Annotated in this window: 12 protein-coding genes; 5 read left to right on the top strand and 7 right to left on the bottom strand. The window is 72.8% G+C overall.

From position 1 onward, the window contains the following. Positions 1-3: 3 nt before the first annotated feature. Both ACZ561_RS30280 and ACZ561_RS30275 read right to left on the bottom strand, forming a co-directional pair. The gene (locus ACZ561_RS30280) at positions 4-1,317 is read right to left on the bottom strand and encodes an MFS transporter (RefSeq protein ID WP_471000925.1); all 1,314 of its coding nucleotides are present in this window, start codon (positions 1,315-1,317) and stop codon (positions 4-6) included. Positions 1,318-1,381: 64 nt separating this feature from the next. After that, on the bottom strand, positions 1,382-1,984 hold the full coding sequence (locus tag ACZ561_RS30275; RefSeq protein ID WP_471000922.1) for a hypothetical protein: 603 nt from the start codon (positions 1,982-1,984) through the stop codon (positions 1,382-1,384). A 102-nt stretch (positions 1,985-2,086) separates the two neighbouring features. Here ACZ561_RS30275 and npdG point away from each other — a divergent pair, with 102 nt between their 5' ends. Both npdG and ACZ561_RS30265 read left to right on the top strand, forming a co-directional pair. Then, positions 2,087-2,785 carry an NADPH-dependent F420 reductase gene (gene npdG, locus ACZ561_RS30270; protein ID WP_471000919.1) on the top strand — a complete coding sequence of 233 codons (699 nt, stop codon included), beginning with the start codon at positions 2,087-2,089 and terminating at the stop codon, positions 2,783-2,785. Positions 2,786-2,808: 23 nt separating this feature from the next. Further along, positions 2,809-3,042 carry a hypothetical protein gene (locus tag ACZ561_RS30265; RefSeq protein WP_471000916.1) on the top strand — a complete coding sequence of 78 codons (234 nt, stop codon included), beginning with the start codon at positions 2,809-2,811 and terminating at the stop codon, positions 3,040-3,042. Here ACZ561_RS30265 and ACZ561_RS30260 read toward each other — a convergent pair. Continuing rightward, entirely contained in the window at positions 3,039-3,833 is a 795-nt protein-coding gene (locus ACZ561_RS30260) for a site-2 protease family protein (RefSeq protein WP_471000913.1), read from the bottom strand. The two genes, ACZ561_RS30265 and ACZ561_RS30260, sit on opposite strands and share 4 nt — an antisense overlap. A 99-nt stretch (positions 3,834-3,932) precedes the next feature. Here ACZ561_RS30260 and ACZ561_RS30255 point away from each other — a divergent pair, with 99 nt between their 5' ends. Then, positions 3,933-7,631, top strand: a complete 3,699-nt coding sequence (locus ACZ561_RS30255; protein WP_471000909.1) for an AfsR/SARP family transcriptional regulator — start codon at positions 3,933-3,935, stop codon at positions 7,629-7,631. Between the two features lie 12 nt (positions 7,632-7,643). Here the strand turns inward: ACZ561_RS30255 and ACZ561_RS30250 are convergent, their stop codons facing one another. From ACZ561_RS30250 to panB, 3 genes are all read right to left on the bottom strand, one after another. Continuing rightward, positions 7,644-8,507, bottom strand: a complete 864-nt coding sequence (locus ACZ561_RS30250; protein ID WP_329121233.1) for an ABC transporter permease — start codon at positions 8,505-8,507, stop codon at positions 7,644-7,646. Next, the gene (locus ACZ561_RS30245) at positions 8,504-9,496 is read right to left on the bottom strand and encodes an ATP-binding cassette domain-containing protein (RefSeq protein WP_471000906.1); all 993 of its coding nucleotides are present in this window, start codon (positions 9,494-9,496) and stop codon (positions 8,504-8,506) included. Before ACZ561_RS30245 ends, ACZ561_RS30250 begins: the two co-directional genes overlap by 4 nt. Positions 9,497-9,731: 235 nt before the next feature. Next, positions 9,732-10,595, bottom strand: coding sequence for a 3-methyl-2-oxobutanoate hydroxymethyltransferase (gene panB, locus ACZ561_RS30240; RefSeq protein ID WP_376437902.1), 864 nt, complete (start codon positions 10,593-10,595; stop codon positions 9,732-9,734). A 324-nt stretch (positions 10,596-10,919) separates the two neighbouring features. On the opposite strand from panB, the gene ACZ561_RS30235 reads away from it, so the two are divergent. Together ACZ561_RS30235 and ACZ561_RS30230 are read left to right on the top strand one after the other, a co-directional pair. Continuing rightward, positions 10,920-11,942, top strand: coding sequence for an endonuclease/exonuclease/phosphatase family protein (locus ACZ561_RS30235; RefSeq protein ID WP_471000902.1), 1,023 nt, complete (start codon positions 10,920-10,922; stop codon positions 11,940-11,942). Positions 11,943-12,123: 181 nt separating this feature from the next. Beyond that, entirely contained in the window at positions 12,124-13,368 is a 1,245-nt protein-coding gene (locus ACZ561_RS30230; protein ID WP_471000899.1) for an MFS transporter, read from the top strand. On the opposite strand, the gene ACZ561_RS30225 is transcribed toward ACZ561_RS30230, so the two are convergent. Further along, positions 13,334-15,094, bottom strand: a complete 1,761-nt coding sequence (locus ACZ561_RS30225) for an NAD+ synthase (RefSeq protein ID WP_376437908.1) — start codon at positions 15,092-15,094, stop codon at positions 13,334-13,336. The two genes, ACZ561_RS30230 and ACZ561_RS30225, sit on opposite strands and share 35 nt — an antisense overlap. Between the last annotated feature and the right edge of the window lie 107 nt (positions 15,095-15,201).

Here is a 15,201-nt window from a genome sequence, read left to right as displayed (position 1 = left end):
TCGTCAGGCCGGGGCCCCGGTCCCGGCCTCTCGCGCGTCCCGTGCCTCCCGCTCCTCCTGCGCGGCCTTGTGGCGCAGCGCGTCCTCGTCCGTGTCGGAGTCGTACGTGAGGAGCTTCGGCAGGGTCAGGCAGAGCAGGCCCACCGAGGCCACGCAGGCCACGCCGCCGGACCAGACCGCGGCTCGCGTGCCCGTCCAGCCCGCCATGGCACCCGCCCGGACCTGCCCCAGCTGCGGCCCGACGCTGTAGGAGAGGACCTCGATCCCGGCGAGCCGGCCGCGCAGCTCCTCCGGGATCGTCTGGTTCCAGATCGTGGCGCGGCCCAGGCCGCTCGCCATGTCGCCGGCGCCCGCGAACGCCAGGCACAGCAGCACCAGCCAGATGTTCGAGAACCAGCCGGCCGCCGCGATCGCCAGCCCCCAGGCCGTCGCCCCGCACACCACCAGGAGCCCGTGCCGGCGGATCCGCGAGGTCCAGCCGCTGGTCAGGCCGAGGACGAGCGAGCCGACCGAGCCCGCGGCGTACATCAGGCCCAGCGACCAGTCCGCGTCCAGCTCGTCCGCGAGGAACGGGAAGACCGTGTTGGGGAAGGCGAAGAACATGGCGGCGAGGTCGATCACGTACGTACCGAGCAGCACCGGCCGTGACCAGGCGTACCGCGCTCCCTCGACGATCCCGCGGAGCGACGGCTTGTCCGCGTCGTGCGCGGGCGGTGCGGGGGAGAGCCGCAGACACAGGAGTACCGAGACGAGGAAGCCGGCGATCGTCACGCCGTACGCGGGGGCGTGACCGGCGTACGCCACCAGCAGGCCCGCGAGGGCCGGTCCGGCGATGGTGCCCATCTGCCAGCGCAGCGAGTTGAGCGCCGCGGCGGCAGTCTGCTGGTCGTGTGGCACGATCCGGGCGAGCAGTGAGTCCAGGGCGGGGCGCTGGAGCCCGGCGAGCGCGGAGACGCCGGCCGCGACGACGTACAGCGGCCAGAGCATCGGCTCGGGCAGGAGCGAGTTGAGGAGCAGGAGCAGGGCGAGCAGCCCGAGCCCGGCCTCGGTGGAGACGAGGACCTTGCGCCGGTCGACGGCGTCGGCGAGCGCACCGCCGTAGAGTCCGAAGACGACCAGCGGGACCAGCTCGACCGCGCCCATCGCGCCGACGGCGAGCGGCGATCCGGTCAGATCCTTGATCTGCAGCGGCAGCGCGATCATCGCCACGGCGCTGGAGAAGAAGGCGACGAGCCCCTGGACCCAGAGCAACCGGAAGTCGCGGGAGGACCGCCACGGCGTCAGATCGGGCAGCACGGCGGAGAGCTTCGAGGTCACGAGGTGCCATGCTCCGGCGGCGCTCGTTCGTACGGCAACCGAATTACGGCGTCGAGGCGCCGTGCTACCAGCCCTGCGGCGGTGGTGACGTCAAGTGGTCGGCCAGGCGGGACAGCCGGTCCCGGAAACGGCGGCGACCGCGTGGGGAGGGCAGGCTGTTCTCGCCGGCCGCTGCGCTCACCAGGTGCTGCACCGTGTCCAGGTCGACCTCCGCGTCCGCGGCCACCGTCAGCGTCTCGTGGGCCAGGCCGTGGACCTCCGGGTCGCCGGCGTCCAGGGAGAGCACGGTCGCCCCCGCCCTTCGGGCGTCGTGGACCCGCTCCAGCACCCCTGCGTCGGGCCGCTCCGGCGCCACCATGAGCAGCGTCGCCCCGCGCCGCGCCGCCTCCAGGCGGCCGAGCCCCACCGCCAGGTGCGCCGGATCGCCGGGCCGTACCTGGTGGCGCACCAGCGTCGGCGCCAGCTCCGGCTGCCCCGACCAGGTCGCCTCGTCCACGAGATGCGCCGTCAGATGCCACGGCTCGTACCCCGCCGTCCCCACCAGGAGCAGCCCGCCCCCGTGCGGGACGACGGAGGACCGGAGCGAACCCGCGAACCCGCGGGCCGCGGCCGGCCACGCGGTCCCGGCCAGCACTTCCCGCAGCAACGCGACCCGTACGGCATCCATGGGGCCGCATCCTGCCGCAGCCGTGCCGTGCGCGAGGCCGGTTGCCGAGGAACCACCCGTACGTGAGACGCGCCGTCACCACCGGCCAGTAATGTCGAGGCCATGACTTCCTCCACTCCCGCCCCCGCCCCCAAGGACCCCTGGGACCTCCCGGACGTGTCCGGCCTCGTCGTCGGCGTCCTCGGCGGCACCGGCGACCAGGGCCGCGGTCTCGCCTACCGGCTCGCGAAGGCCGGCCAGAAGGTGATCATCGGCTCCCGCGCCGCCGAGCGCGCGCAGACCGCCGCCGACGAGCTGGGCCTCGGCGTCGAGGGCGCCGACAACGCCGAGTGCGCCCGCCGCAGCGACATCGTGATCGTCGCCGTTCCGTGGGACGGGCACGCCAAGACCCTGGAGTCGCTGCGCGCCGAACTCGCCGGCAAGCTCGTCGTCGACTGCGTCAACCCGCTCGGCTTCGACAAGAAGGGCGCCTACGCCCTCAAGCCCGAGGAGGGCTCCGCGGCCGAGCAGGCCGCCGCCCTGCTGCCCGGGTCCCGGGTCGCCGCCGCCTTCCACCACCTCTCCGCCGTCCTGCTCCAGGACCCCTCGATCGACGAGATCGACACGGATGTGATGGTCCTCGGCGAGGAGCGCGCCGACGTCGAGATCGTCCAGGCGCTCGCCGGCCGCATCCCCGGGATGCGCGGCGTCTTCGCCGGCCGACTGCGCAACGCCCACCAGGTCGAGTCGCTGGTCGCCAACCTGATCTCGGTCAACCGCCGCTACAAGGCCCACGCGGGCCTGCGCGTCACCGACGTCTGACCGGGGCCCGAGCGGTCGGGGGCATGGGGGACACTGGACGGGCACCATCAGCCGTACCCGGACAGGAGCCGACCCCCATGCCCCGCCTCGCTCTCTACGCCCTCGCCGTCTGCGCCCTCGCCGTCGCCGCGGCCGTCGTCTCCTTCGTCTCGGGCAACTGGCTCGGCGTCGTCTGGGTGCTCCTCGCCGGCCTCTCCTCCAACATGGCCTGGTACTACATCCGCCGGGCGAAGACCGAGGCCCAGTCCCAGGGCTAGACCTCGCAGAGCTCCGGCGTCTCCTGCCAGAAGCGGTAGAGGTTCGAGCCGCAGTAGCGGGAGACCTCCGGTGCGCCGAGCGCCCGCATCAGCGCGTCGATCGCGTCGAAGAACGCGCCGTTGATCGCCGGGACGAAGAGCAGCGCGATCACGATGAAGAAGCCGTACGGCGCGTACGGCTCGATCTGCCGCTTGATCTTGTACGACAGCCAGGGCTCGATCACCCCGTAGCCGTCGAGGCCCGGCACCGGCAGGAAGTTCAGGAGCGCGGCCGTCACCTGGAGGAACGCCAGGAAGGCCAGCGCGTACTGGAAGGCGAGCGGAACGCCGTCCAGCGCGTCCAGCCAGAACGGCGCCGTGCATACGATCGCGAACAGGACGTTCGCCAGCGGGCCCGCAGCCGAGATCAGGCTGTGCTTCCAGCGGCCCTTGATCCGGCCCTGCTCGATGAAGACCGCGCCGCCCGGCAGACCGATACCACCCATGATCACGAAGAGCACCGGCAGGATGATGCTCAACACGGCATGGGTGTAGGCGAGCGGGTTGAGCGTGAGGTACCCCTTCGCACCCACCGTGATGTCCCCGCCGTGCAGCGCGGTGCGGGCGTGCGCGTACTCGTGGAGACAGAGCGAGACGATCCACGCCGAGGTCACGAAGAGGAAGATCGCCACGCCGGGGGAGGCCGCGAAGCCGGTCCACACGGCCCAGCCGGTGACCGCCATGACAGCGAGGATCGCCAGGAAGACCGGGCTGATCCTGCGCTCGTGGCTACGGGCGGTGGCCGTCGTCATCGGTGGGACTCCCTGGGGCGCGGCGGGGTGTGTGCGGGAAACGTGCCGGGGTGGGGGTGAGTTCCTGCGACGATCCCCGGCTCACGGAGAATAGGGCCTGTGCGCTATTCCGTCCTCGGCCCTACCCAGGTCCACACCGTCCACGGCACCCCCGTCGCTCTCGGCGGGGCCCGGCTGCGGGCGCTGCTGACCGTACTGGCCCTGCGCGCCGGGCGGACCGTGCAGGTCGGCGTCCTCGTCGACGAGGTGTGGGACGGTGCCCCGCCCGCCGACGGCGCCGCGGCGCTCCAGGCCCTGGTGGGCCGGTTGCGGCGGGCGCTCGGGCGGGAGGCCGTGGAGTCGTCCCCGGGCGGCTACCGGCTGGCGGCCGCACCCGAGGACGTGGACGCGCACCGCTTCGAGCGGCTGACGGGGGAGGGCGTACGGGCGTTCGGCGCGGGCGACCCGGTGCGGGCGGCGGAGCTGCTCGACGAGGCGCTCGCCCTGTGGCGCGGGCCCGCGCTCGCCGACCTGCCGGACCGCACGGCGGAGGCCGCACGCTGGGAAGCCCGTCGCCTCGACGCCCGCCGGGCCCGCCTCGACACGGCCCTCGCTCTGGGCGAGGCCGCATCGGTCCTCCCCGAGCTGGCTGCGCTCTGCGAGGCCCATCCGCTCGACGAACCCCTCCAGGCCCTGCGCATCCGCGCCCTCCGCGACACGGGCCGCGCGGCGGAGGCTCTGGCCGCGTACGAGTCCTTCCGCCGCGACCTGGCGAACCGCCTGGGCGCGGACCCGTCCCCGTCCCTGCGCGCCCTCCACGCGGAGCTGCTGTCGCCGGAAGCCGGAACGACCAGTCCCGGCCAGGGGCGGACACCCCACGCCCCGCTTGCGCGGGCCGGCGCCGGCCCGCAGGACGACCTGGCAGGGACCGGCGCCCCTGCCGGGCCTGCGGGGCGCGGGGGATCCGGCGGCACGGCGGCGCCCGGCGTCCCGCAGGACCCCGCCGGACCTGCGGGACGGACAGGATCCGGGTTCCGGGAGGCCTCTGCGGCCACCGGCCCGGCGCACGACACCGGCGTCGCCGCCCGGGCTTCGGGGCCGGACGCATCCGTCGCGCCGGCGGCCCCCGGCCCGGTGCGGGGTGCCTCCGGCGGCCTCGCCGGGTCTGCTGGGCCCGGGGGATCTGGGGTCCCCGAGGCCCCCGGCCCGGCCCAAGCCCGTGCCGCGGGGCGGGACGCGGAGGTCCTCGCGGATCCGCGGCGCCCCGCCGCCCCACCCCGCCCCGGCAACCTCCGGGCGCGGCTCACCAGTTTCGTCGGGCGCGGGCAGGACATCGCGCGGCTCCGGGACGATCTGTACGGCAGCCGGCTCGTCACCCTTCTCGGGCCCGGCGGGGCCGGGAAGACGCGGCTCTCGCAGGAGGGGGCCGAGCGCGCCGCCGACGGCGGGGCGTGGCCGGACGGGGTCTGGCTCGCCGAACTCGCGCCCGTGACCGACCCCGAGGCCGTCGCCGAGGCCGTGCTCGGCGCCCTAGGGGCGCGCGAGACCGTGCTGCGCGGCGCCGGCGCCGAGGAGTTGCGCGGTACCGACACCCCGCTCGGACGCCTCGTCGAACACTGCGCCTCACGCCGGCTCCTGCTGATCCTGGACAACTGCGAACACCTGGTGGACGCGGCCGCGGCCCTCGCGGAGTCGCTCCTCGCCCGCTGCCCGGGCGTGACGGTCCTCGCCACGAGCCGCGAACCGCTCGGCGTCCCAGGGGAGTTCCTGCGCCCCGTGGAGCCGCTGTCGCCCGAGAGCGCGCTGCGTCTGCTCGGGGAGCGCGGGGCCGCGGCCCGGCCCGGTTTCGACCCGGGTGACGACCCCGAGGCGTGTGACGAGATCTGCCGGCGCCTCGACGGCCTCCCGCTCGCGATCGAGCTGGCGGCGGCCAGGCTTCGGTTGCTGACACCGCGCCAGATCGCCGACCGCCTCGACGACCGCTTCCGTCTCCTCACCTCGGGAGCCCGTACCGTCCTGCCCCGGCAGCAGACCCTCCGCGCGGTGGTCGACTGGTCCTGGGACCTGCTCGACGCGCCCGAACGGGCCGTCCTGCGCCGCCTGTCCGCGTTCACGGGCGGCTGCGACCTGGAGGCGGCGGAGTCGGTGTGCGGCACCACCCCGGACGACGTCCTCGACCTCCTCGGGTCGCTCGTCGACAAATCGCTGGTCGTCGCCACGCCCGCCGACGACGGGACGATGCGTTACCGCCTCCTGGAGACCGTCGCCGAGTACGCCGGCGAGCGCCTCGACGAGGCGGGGGAGCGGGCGGAGATCGAGCGGCGCCATCTCGTCCACTACCGCGAACTCGCCCGCCTCACCGACCCCGAGCTCCGTGGCGGCGGCCAGCTCCGCGCCATGACGTGGTTCCGGAGTGAGTACGAGAACCTGCGCACGGCCCTGCGTCACGCGGTCGCCGCAGGCGACGAGCACGAGGCGCTCGTGCTCGTCCACTGCCTTCTCTGGTACTGGCAGATGCGTGACCTCCGCTCCGACGCCCTGCACTGGGCCGGGGCCGTCGCCGCCCTCGGGCCCGATCCGTTCGCGCCGCCCGCCGCGCCCGTCGTACCGCTCCACGAGCGCTGCACGGCCGCGCCCCCGCCGCTGAGCGAGGAGCACCTGTGGGAGGCCCGGCGCGGGGTGCGGCTCATCGAGCTGCTCAACATGGACCACATGACGGGCGACTGGACCTCGCCCGAAGGGGTCGAGCGGCTGAAGCGGATCACCGCCGTCTACCGGCCCGGTCTGCCGCAGACCTGCCGCCTGCCCGGCTCCTTCGCCGTCTTCGCCGTCATCCTCATCGGCGAGGCGGGCCGGATGCGCGAGCTGCTCGACGCCACCGTCGACGCCTGCCGCCGCTTCGGCTACGTCTGGGATCTCGCCTACGCCCTCCAGCTGCGCGCCAACATGCTGGCCAACCGGGCCGACTGGGCCGGTGACGCGGCGGCCGACGCCGAGGAGAGCCTGGAGATCTTCGTCCGCCTGGACGACGCCTGGGGCGCGGCCGAGGCGCTCGCCTCGCGCGGCGAGGCCCGCGAGCGGGAGCTCCGGTTCGAGGGCGCGGCCGAGGACTTCGCCGCCGCCATCGGCTACGCCGAGCGGATCGGCGCGCAGTCGCAGATGGCGCTGCTGCGCGCCCGGTACGCGGACATGCTTTCCGTCACCGGGCGGGGCGAGGAGGCGGAGCTGATCCTCCGCCAGGTCCTGGACGCCGGGGAGAACCGGGGGCACGAACCAATGCTCGCCGCCCGGCTGTTCCTGGGGATGCTCCTCGGCCGCACCGGCCGCACCGCCGAGGCCCGCGAGCAGCTGGAGGCGTTGCTCGACGACTTCGACTCCCAGACCCTGTCGATCTTCGGGGGGTTCACCCTCGGCAGCCTGGGCTGGCTGGACAACCTGGACGGGCAGTACGACTCCGCGCTCGCGCTCACCCGGGAGGCCCTCGACCGGTCCCTGGGCACCCTGTCGATGATGGTCGCCCCGCAGATGCCGGCGGTCCACATGGTCATCGCCGCCTGGGCCCTCGCCGGTCTCGGCGGTCCCGACGCGGCGCTGGGAGCACGGCTCCTCGGGGCTCAGGCGGGCCTGCTCCCGGAGGGCCATCTGCTCCGGCCGGACGAGCGCGACAACCTGGAGCGCGCCACGGAGCTGGCCCGCTCCGTGCTCGGCGACAAGGCCTTCGAGGCCGCGTACGCCGAAGGCGGCGGCCTCTCCCTGGAGGAGGCCACCGCCCTGCTCGCACGCGGCGCCGACGCGATCAACGGGCGCGCCGAGCCCTGAAGTCCGTAGGACTCAGGTCTTCTTGCGGAACTTGGCGACCGCGAGCGGCGCCGTCACGGCCGTGATCACCACGGCCCAGCCGAGCGTCATCCACACGGAGTCGCCGACGGGGGTGCCGTTGATCATGGCGCGGGCGGCGTCGGCGAGATTCGAGAGCGGGTTGTAGTCGGTGAAGGTCTCCAGCCAGCCGGGCATCGAGGTCGGCGGGGCGAAGATCGAGGAGCCGAACTGCAGCGGCATCAGAACGATCATGGCCATTCCCTGGACGGCCTGGGCCGTCTTCATCGCGAGACCGAGCAGGATGAAGATCCACATCAGCGAGGCGCCGAAGACCATGGACAGACCGATGGCGGCGAAGAGGTCCAGGATCGAGCCCTTGATCTCCAGGCCCAGCAGGAAGCCCATGCCGAGCAGGATCGCGGTGGCGATCAGCATCCGGCCGATCTCGACGACGATCTTCGCGATGAGGACGGAGGACCGGGCTATCGGCATCGTCCGGAACCGGTCCATGACCCCCTTCTTGAAGTCGTCGTTGATGCCCGTGCCGACGGCCATCGCGATGTTCATGCCCATCATCGCCATCAGGCCGGGGACCACGTAGTTCACGTACGCGTCGTTGTTGCCCTTGCCGGAGATCGCGCCGCCGAAGACGTACACGAAGAGCAGGACGAAGATGATCGGCATCAGGACGACGTCGAACATCGACTCCGGGTCCTGCTTGATCTGCAGCGCGTTCCGCCGCGCCAGGGCGCCGATGTGGCGGAGGTTGGCGCGCAGGCCGATCCGGCCCTCGCCGCCGGGGTGCGCGCGCACCGGCGACGGCCCGGGCGCGTCGACGGGAGCCTTGGTGAGCTCTGTGGTCGTCGTGGTGCTCACGCGGCGACCTCCTCGAGGATCGTGTCGGAAACGGTGGTCTTCTCGCCCGTGATGGCGAGGAAGACCTCGTCCAGGCTGGGCAGGTGTGTGCCGATGTGGGCGATGCCGTAGCCACGCGCGCCCAGCAGGCCGACGACGGCGGTCAGCTGCTCGTCGCTCAGGATCGGGACGTACAGCACGCCCTCGTCGGGGACGACGGTCGAGCCGGCGATGCCGTCCAGGCCCGACTCCCGCAGCGCGCCGGCCATCGCGGGCAGGTCGGCCGGGTCCACCGGGCGGATCGTGAGCGTGCGGCCGCCGACGCGGGCCTTGAGCTCGTCGACCTTGCCGTTGGCGATGACCTTGCCCCGGTCGATGACGGTCAGCTCGCTCGCGAGCTGCTCCGCCTCCTCCATGTACTGCGTGGTCAGCAGCACGGTCACGCCCTCGGCGACCATGCGCTTGACCTCGTCCCAGACCTCGTTGCGGGTGCGGGGGTCGAGGCCGGTGGTGGGCTCGTCCAGGTAGAGGACGGCGGGCTGCCCGATCATCGAGGCGGCGAGGTCGAGCCGCCGGCGCATGCCGCCGGAGTACTGCATCGCGGGCCGCTTGGCGGCCTCGGTGAGCGAGAACCGCTCCAGGAGGTCGTCGGCGCGGCGCCGGGCGTCCTTGCGGGAGAGGTCGAGCAGCCGCCCGATCATGTAGAGGTTCTCCCAGCCGGAGAGCTTCTCGTCGACCGAGGCGTACTGGCCGGTGAGGCCGATCGTGCGGCGGAGCTGGCGGGGCTGCTTCACCACGTCGTAGCCGGCGACGGTGGCGGTCCCGGAGTCCGGGACGATGAGGGTGGACAGGCAGCGGACGAGGGTGGTCTTGCCCGCCCCGTTCGGGCCGAGCACGCCGAGAACCGTGCCTTCCCGGACGTCGAGGTCGACCCCGTCGAGGGCCTTCGTCTCGCCGTAGTGCTTCACGAGGCCTCGTACCTCGACGGCGTTGTGTGCGGATCGCGTCATGCCCCCATGAGAACAGCCGCCACCGACAAGGCACCGACAGAAGGCCGACAAGGGACCGACAGCCCGCCGACGACAGGAAGGCCGGCCGAAGGAAGCCGACGGAACGGCCGCCCGACCAAGCCCGCCCGACCAAGCCCGCCCGACAGGAAGCACGCCCGGCAAACGGCTGGACGCGGGTCGCGCGCGTTCTTCACGCGCGGCCCGCGCCCAGGGTGCCGATGGACCGGATCAGGAGCTAGTGGAAGGTGTGCTCCTCGGCGGGGAACGCCCCGCCGGTGACGTCCTCCGCGAAGGCGCGCGCGGCATCGCCGAGCGTCTCGCGGAGGTTGGCGTACTGCTTGGTGAACCGCGGGACCTTGCCGCCGGTCAGACCGGCCATGTCGGTCCACACGAGGACCTGGGCGTCGGTGTCCGGGCCGGCGCCGATGCCGATGGTCGGGATGTGCAGCGAGCGGGTGACCTCGGCGGCCAACTCGGCCGGGACGAGCTCCAGGACGACGGCGAAGGCGCCCGCGTCCTGCGCCGCCTTGGCGTCGCTGAGCAGCCGGTGCGCGGCTTCGTCGCTCCGGCCCTGCACCCGGTACCCCATGGTGTTGACGGACTGCGGGGTCAGGCCCAGGTGGGACATGACCGGGATCCCGGCCTGTACGAGCAGCTCGGTCTGCGGCAGCGAGCGCTCGCCGCCTTCCAGCTTGACCGCGCCGACGCCCGCGTCCTTGACGAGCCGGGTGGCGTTGCGCAGGGCCTGGACGGGCCCTTCCTGGTACGAACCGAAGGGGAGGTCGCCGACGACGAGGGCACGCTTGGTGCCCCGGACGACGGCGGCCGACAGGAGGGTCATCTCGTCCATCGTGACGGGCACGGTGGTGTCGTAACCGAGGTGACAGTTGCCCATGGAGTCGCCGACGAGCACGACCGGGATCCCGGCCTCGTCGAAGACGGACGCGGTCATCGCGTCGTAGGCGGTGAGCATGGGCCACTTCTCGCCGCGAGCCTTGGCCGCGGTGATGTCGTGGACGGAGATACGGCGCGTGCCCTTGCCTCCGTACAGCGCCTTGCTGCTGTCGGGGGACTGCTTCGGGGCAGGCTGAAGCGTCATGGTGAACGGCTCCTTCGTCATCTCGAGGCGCCCTGACGGCGTCCCCGGATCACGTCCATGGTGGCACCTCGCGCCACGGTGCGGAAAGGGGGCCGGCGTGGTGCTGTTCACACAGCCGCAACGGAAGAAAGTCGCCGAGTACGGGCACGCGGGGATGCCTACGGACACGTCGCCGTGAATGTGCGCGTTCTGTCACAGCCACCCGCCCCGCGCCACCTGCAGGAACCCGCCGCGCCGCTGTGTCGTCCCCCGTGGCAGTACGGCAGGCCCGGCATCACCTAGTGTCGACGTCGGGTCACAGAGCAAGGCAGTGAGGACTGAGTGATGGCGCGGGTGGACATGGCGGAGACCGAGAACGGCGGCGCGGGGGACGAGCGCTCCCGGCCCCGGTTCCGGGCGGCGCTCGACCGCTGGCGCGGTGACCGGGGCATCTGGCGCCGCGGGATCCTCCTCGCCGTCTGTGCGGTGCTGCTCACCCTGCTGATGGTCTTCCACGCCGAGATCCCCAACCGGATCGGCAACCTGGGCAGCCTCACCGAGACCTTCCTGCCGTGGCTGGGCGTGCTCGTGCCGGTCCTGCTCGTCCTGGCGCTGCTGCGGCGCTCGGCCACCGCGTTGATCGCCCTGCTCCTGCCGACCGTGGTCTGGGCCAACCTCTTCGGCGGGCTCATCACCGACAAGTCCGGCGCGGGCGGCGATCTCACCGTCGCGACCCACAACGTGAACGCCGACAACCCCGACCCGGAGGGGACCGCCCGGCAGATCGCCGCGTCCGGCGCGGACGTGGTGGCCCTGGAGGAGCTCAAGGGCGAGATGGTCCCGGTCTACGAGAGCGCCCTGGCGAGCACGTACACGTACCACTCCGTGCAGGGCACGGTCGGGCTGTGGAGCAGGTACCCGCTCAGCGATCCCCAGCCGGTGGACATCGGCATGGGCTGGACCCGCGCCATGCGTGCCACGGTCGCCACGCCGAAGGGCGACGCGCGGGTGTACGTGGCGCACCTCCCGTCCGTACGGGTCAAGATGAACGCGGGCTTCACCGCCAACCAGCGCGACAACAGCGCGAACCTGCTGGGCGAGGCCATCGCCTCCGACCGGCTCGAGCGGATCATCCTGCTCGGCGACCTCAACGGCACCATGAACGACCGCGCGCTGAACGCCGTCACCGCGCAGATGCGCTCCACCCAGGGCGCGTCGGGCGACGGCTTCGGCTTCAGCTGGCCGGCCTCGTTCCCGATGGCGCGGATCGACCAGATCCTCGTGAAGGGCGTGGAGCCCGTCTCCTCGTGGACGCTGCCGGAGACCATGAGCGACCACCTGCCGATCGCGGCGCGCGTACGGCTCTGACGTCCGGCCCCGGCGCCGGGCCCCCTTGCCCGGCGCCGTGCTGCCTGGCCCGACACCCCGCCCCGGCATCGAATCGAGCGCAGGCCGAAACCCCCTCGTCACCTGGGGGAGGCCGACGGGAACATTTCACCTGAGAGTATTTGTTCAGTCGAAGAACTATTCGTCTGGAAAGGCTCTCCCCATGCCCCTGGCGCTGCTCGCGCTCGCCGTCTCCGCCTTCGGCATCGGCACCACCGAGTTCGTGATGATGGGCCTGCTGCCCAATGTCGCCGAAGACCTCGGCACCTCCGTCCCCACCGCGGGGCACCTCGTCTCCGCCTACGCGATCGGCGTCGTCATAGGCGCCCCGCTGCTCACGGCGCTCGGCTCGCGCGTCCCGCGCAAGAAGATGCTGCTCCTGCTGATGGCGCTGTTCGTCGTCGGCAACCTGGCCTCCGCGCTCGCTCCCGGCTTCGGCTGGCTGATCGGCGGCCGCGTCCTCGCCGGGCTCCCGCACGGCGCGTTCTTCGGCGTCGGCGCCGTCGTCGCCGCACGGCTCGTGCGCGAGGACCGGCAGGCGCGCGCGGTGGCCACGATGTTCCTCGGGCTCACCGTCGCCAACATCCTCGGCGTACCGGCCGCGACCCTGCTCGGCCAGCACCTCGGCTGGCGGGCCACCTTCCTCGTCGTCACCGTCGTCGGCCTGCTGGCCATGGTGGCGCTCGCCCGGCTCGTGCCGTACGTGCCCGTCGACGAGCGGCAGAGCCTGGGGCGCGAGATGCGCGCGCTCGGTCGCCCGCAGGTCCTGCTCGGTCTGCTCACCGCGGTCTTCGGCTTCGCGGGCGTCTTCGCCGTCTACTCCTACCTCGCGTCGATGACGACCGAGGTGATGGGCTTCGGACAGTCCTCCGTCACCCTCGTCCTCGCTCTCTTCGGCATCGGCATGACGGCCGGCGCGCTCGCCGCGGGCCCGCTGACCGACCGGGCGCTGCGGCCGACGCTGTACGGCTCCCTCGGCGCCCTCGCGCTCGTCCTGGTCGCCTTCCGGTTCACGATCCACGTGCCGTGGCTGGCCCTCGTGACCGTCGTCGTCCTCGGCGCCGTCGGTTTCATGACCACCACCCCGCTCCAGATGCTGGTCATGAACAAGGCCAAGGACGCGCCGACCCTGGCCTCCGCCTCCAACCACTCCGCCTTCAACCTCGCCAACGCGGGCGGCGCCTGGGCGGGCGGCGCGGCCGTCGCCGCCGGCTGGGGCTGGACCTCCCCGACGCTCGTCGGCGCGGGCCTCGCCGTCGTCGGCCTGGCGATCGCCGCCGTGGCCGGACTGCTCGACCGGACGCGGACGGCGGAGGGCGCCTCCCGCGTCGTCGCGGGAAGCGCCCAGGTCGCCGAAGGGCACGAGCCCGCCGTCAGCGGCTCGTCGTCTCCCGCCAGCGGTTCGTGATCGGCAGTCGGCGGTCCTTGCCGAAGCCCTTCGCCGAGATCTTCGTGCCCGGCGGGTACTGGCGCCGCTTGTACTCCGCCGTGTCCACCATCCGCAGCGTCCGCGTGACCAGCTCCTCGTCGAAGCCGGCCGCGACGATGGCGTCCTTGCCCTGGTCGCGGTCGACGTACATCGCGAGGATCCGGTCCAGGACGTCGTAGTCCGGCAGTGAGTCGGTGTCCACCTGCCCCGGGCGCAGCTCGGCGCTCGGCGGCTTGGTGATCGAGCTCTCCGGGATCGGCGGGGTCATGCCCCGCTCCTCGGCCGCCCGGTTGCGCCAGCGCGCGAGCCGGAACACGGTCGACTTGTAGACGTCCTTGATGGGTCCGTACGCGCCGACCGAGTCGCCGTACAGCGTCGAATACCCCACCGCCAGCTCGGACTTGTTGCCGGGCGCGAGGACGATGTGGCCCTCCTGGTTGGAGATCGCCATCAGCGTCGTGCCGCGCAGCCGGGACTGCAGGTTCTCCTCCGCCAGGCCCGTGAGCCCGAGCGCACCCATGTACGCGTCGAACATCGGCTCGATCGACACCGTACGGAAGTTGAGCCCGGTGCGGCGGGCGAGCTCGGCGGCGTCGCCGCGCGAGTGGTCCGAGGAGTACTTGGACGGCATCGAGACGCCGTACACGTTCTGCGCGCCCACCGCGTCACAGGCGATCGCCGCGACCAGCGCCGAGTCGATTCCGCCGGAGAGGCCGATGAGGACCGAGCGGAAGCCGTTCTTGGCGGCGTACGCGCGCAGGCCCACGACCAGCGCCGAGTACACCTCCTCGTCGTCGTCGAGCCGGTCCGCGTAGCCGCCGGTCAGCTCCGGCTCGTACGCGGGCACCGGCTCCTCGGAGAGGATCACGCGGTCGATCCGCAGCCCGTCGTCCACGATGCCCGTGGGCGCGTCGGGGGAGGCGGCCGGCAGGTCGAGGTCGAGGAGCACACTGCCCTCGGAGAACTGCGGGGCCCGCGCGACGACTTCGCCGCTCGCGTCGACGACGATCGAGTCGCCGTCGAAGACCAGCTCGTCCTGGCCGCCGATCATCGCGAGATAGGCGGTGGTGCAGCCCGCCTCCTGGGCGCGCTTGCGGACCAGTTCGAGCCGGGTGTCGTCCTTCTCCCGCTCGTACGGCGAGGCGTTGATCGAGACGAGCAGCCCGGCGCCCGCACTGCGCGCGGCCGGCACCCGGCCGCCCTCCTGCCAGAGGTCCTCGCAGATCGCGAGGGCCACGTCCACGCCGTGGACCCGGACGACGGGCATGGTGTCGCCCTGGACGAAGTAACGGAACTCGTCGAAGACGCCGTAGTTGGGGAGGTGGTGCTTGGCGAAGCGCAGCACCACCTCACCGCGGTGCAGCACGGCGGCGGCGTTCTCGGGGGATCCGGCGGGCCGCCCGAGCCGGGGCTCGGCGCGGTCCGAACGGTCGAGATAGCCGACGATCACGGGCAGCTCCCCGAAACCCGCGGCGTCGAGGCGCCGGGCGAGCGCCCGCAGGGCGTCCCGGGACGCCTCGACGAAGGACGAGCGCAGCGCGAGGTCCTCGACGGGGTAGCCGGTCAGCACCATCTCGGGGAACGCGACCAGATGCGCGCCCTGCTCGGCGGAGTGCCGGGTCCAGTGGACGATCGCCTCGGCGTTCCCGGCGAGATCGCCGACGGTCGAGTCGATCTGATTCAGAGCGAGGCGTAGTTGAGGCACGCGCCCAGTGTAATCGTCAGACCGACGCTATGTCGTGGTGACGCCAAGCTCCGAGAAGGTTCTCTCCGGGTGACCGGGTGACCGGGTGGTCGGCGCGTCCCGGTATG

Source organism: Streptomyces sp. NPDC039609 (assembly GCF_055596705.1).
Note: the sequence above shows the minus strand (reverse complement) of the source record. Positions and strands in the feature narration are given on the sequence as shown.

What these genes read in the sequence shown, in the direction of transcription:
- ACZ561_RS30275 (WP_471000922.1), bottom strand. Translation starts at nt 1,984, where the DNA reads ATGGATGCCGTACGGGTCGCGTTGCTGCGGGAAGTGCTGGCCGGGACC.
- npdG (WP_471000919.1), top strand. Translation starts at nt 2,087, where the DNA reads ATGACTTCCTCCACTCCCGCCCCCGCCCCCAAGGACCCCTGGGACCTC.
- ACZ561_RS30265 (WP_471000916.1), top strand. Translation starts at nt 2,809, where the DNA reads ATGGGGGACACTGGACGGGCACCATCAGCCGTACCCGGACAGGAGCCG.
- ACZ561_RS30260 (WP_471000913.1), bottom strand. Translation starts at nt 3,833, where the DNA reads ATGACGACGGCCACCGCCCGTAGCCACGAGCGCAGGATCAGCCCGGTC.
- ACZ561_RS30245 (WP_471000906.1), bottom strand. Translation starts at nt 9,496, where the DNA reads ATGACGCGATCCGCACACAACGCCGTCGAGGTACGAGGCCTCGTGAAG.
- panB (WP_376437902.1), bottom strand. Translation starts at nt 10,595, where the DNA reads ATGACGCTTCAGCCTGCCCCGAAGCAGTCCCCCGACAGCAGCAAGGCG.
- ACZ561_RS30235 (WP_471000902.1), top strand. Translation starts at nt 10,920, where the DNA reads ATGGCGCGGGTGGACATGGCGGAGACCGAGAACGGCGGCGCGGGGGAC.
- ACZ561_RS30230 (WP_471000899.1), top strand. Translation starts at nt 12,124, where the DNA reads ATGCCCCTGGCGCTGCTCGCGCTCGCCGTCTCCGCCTTCGGCATCGGC.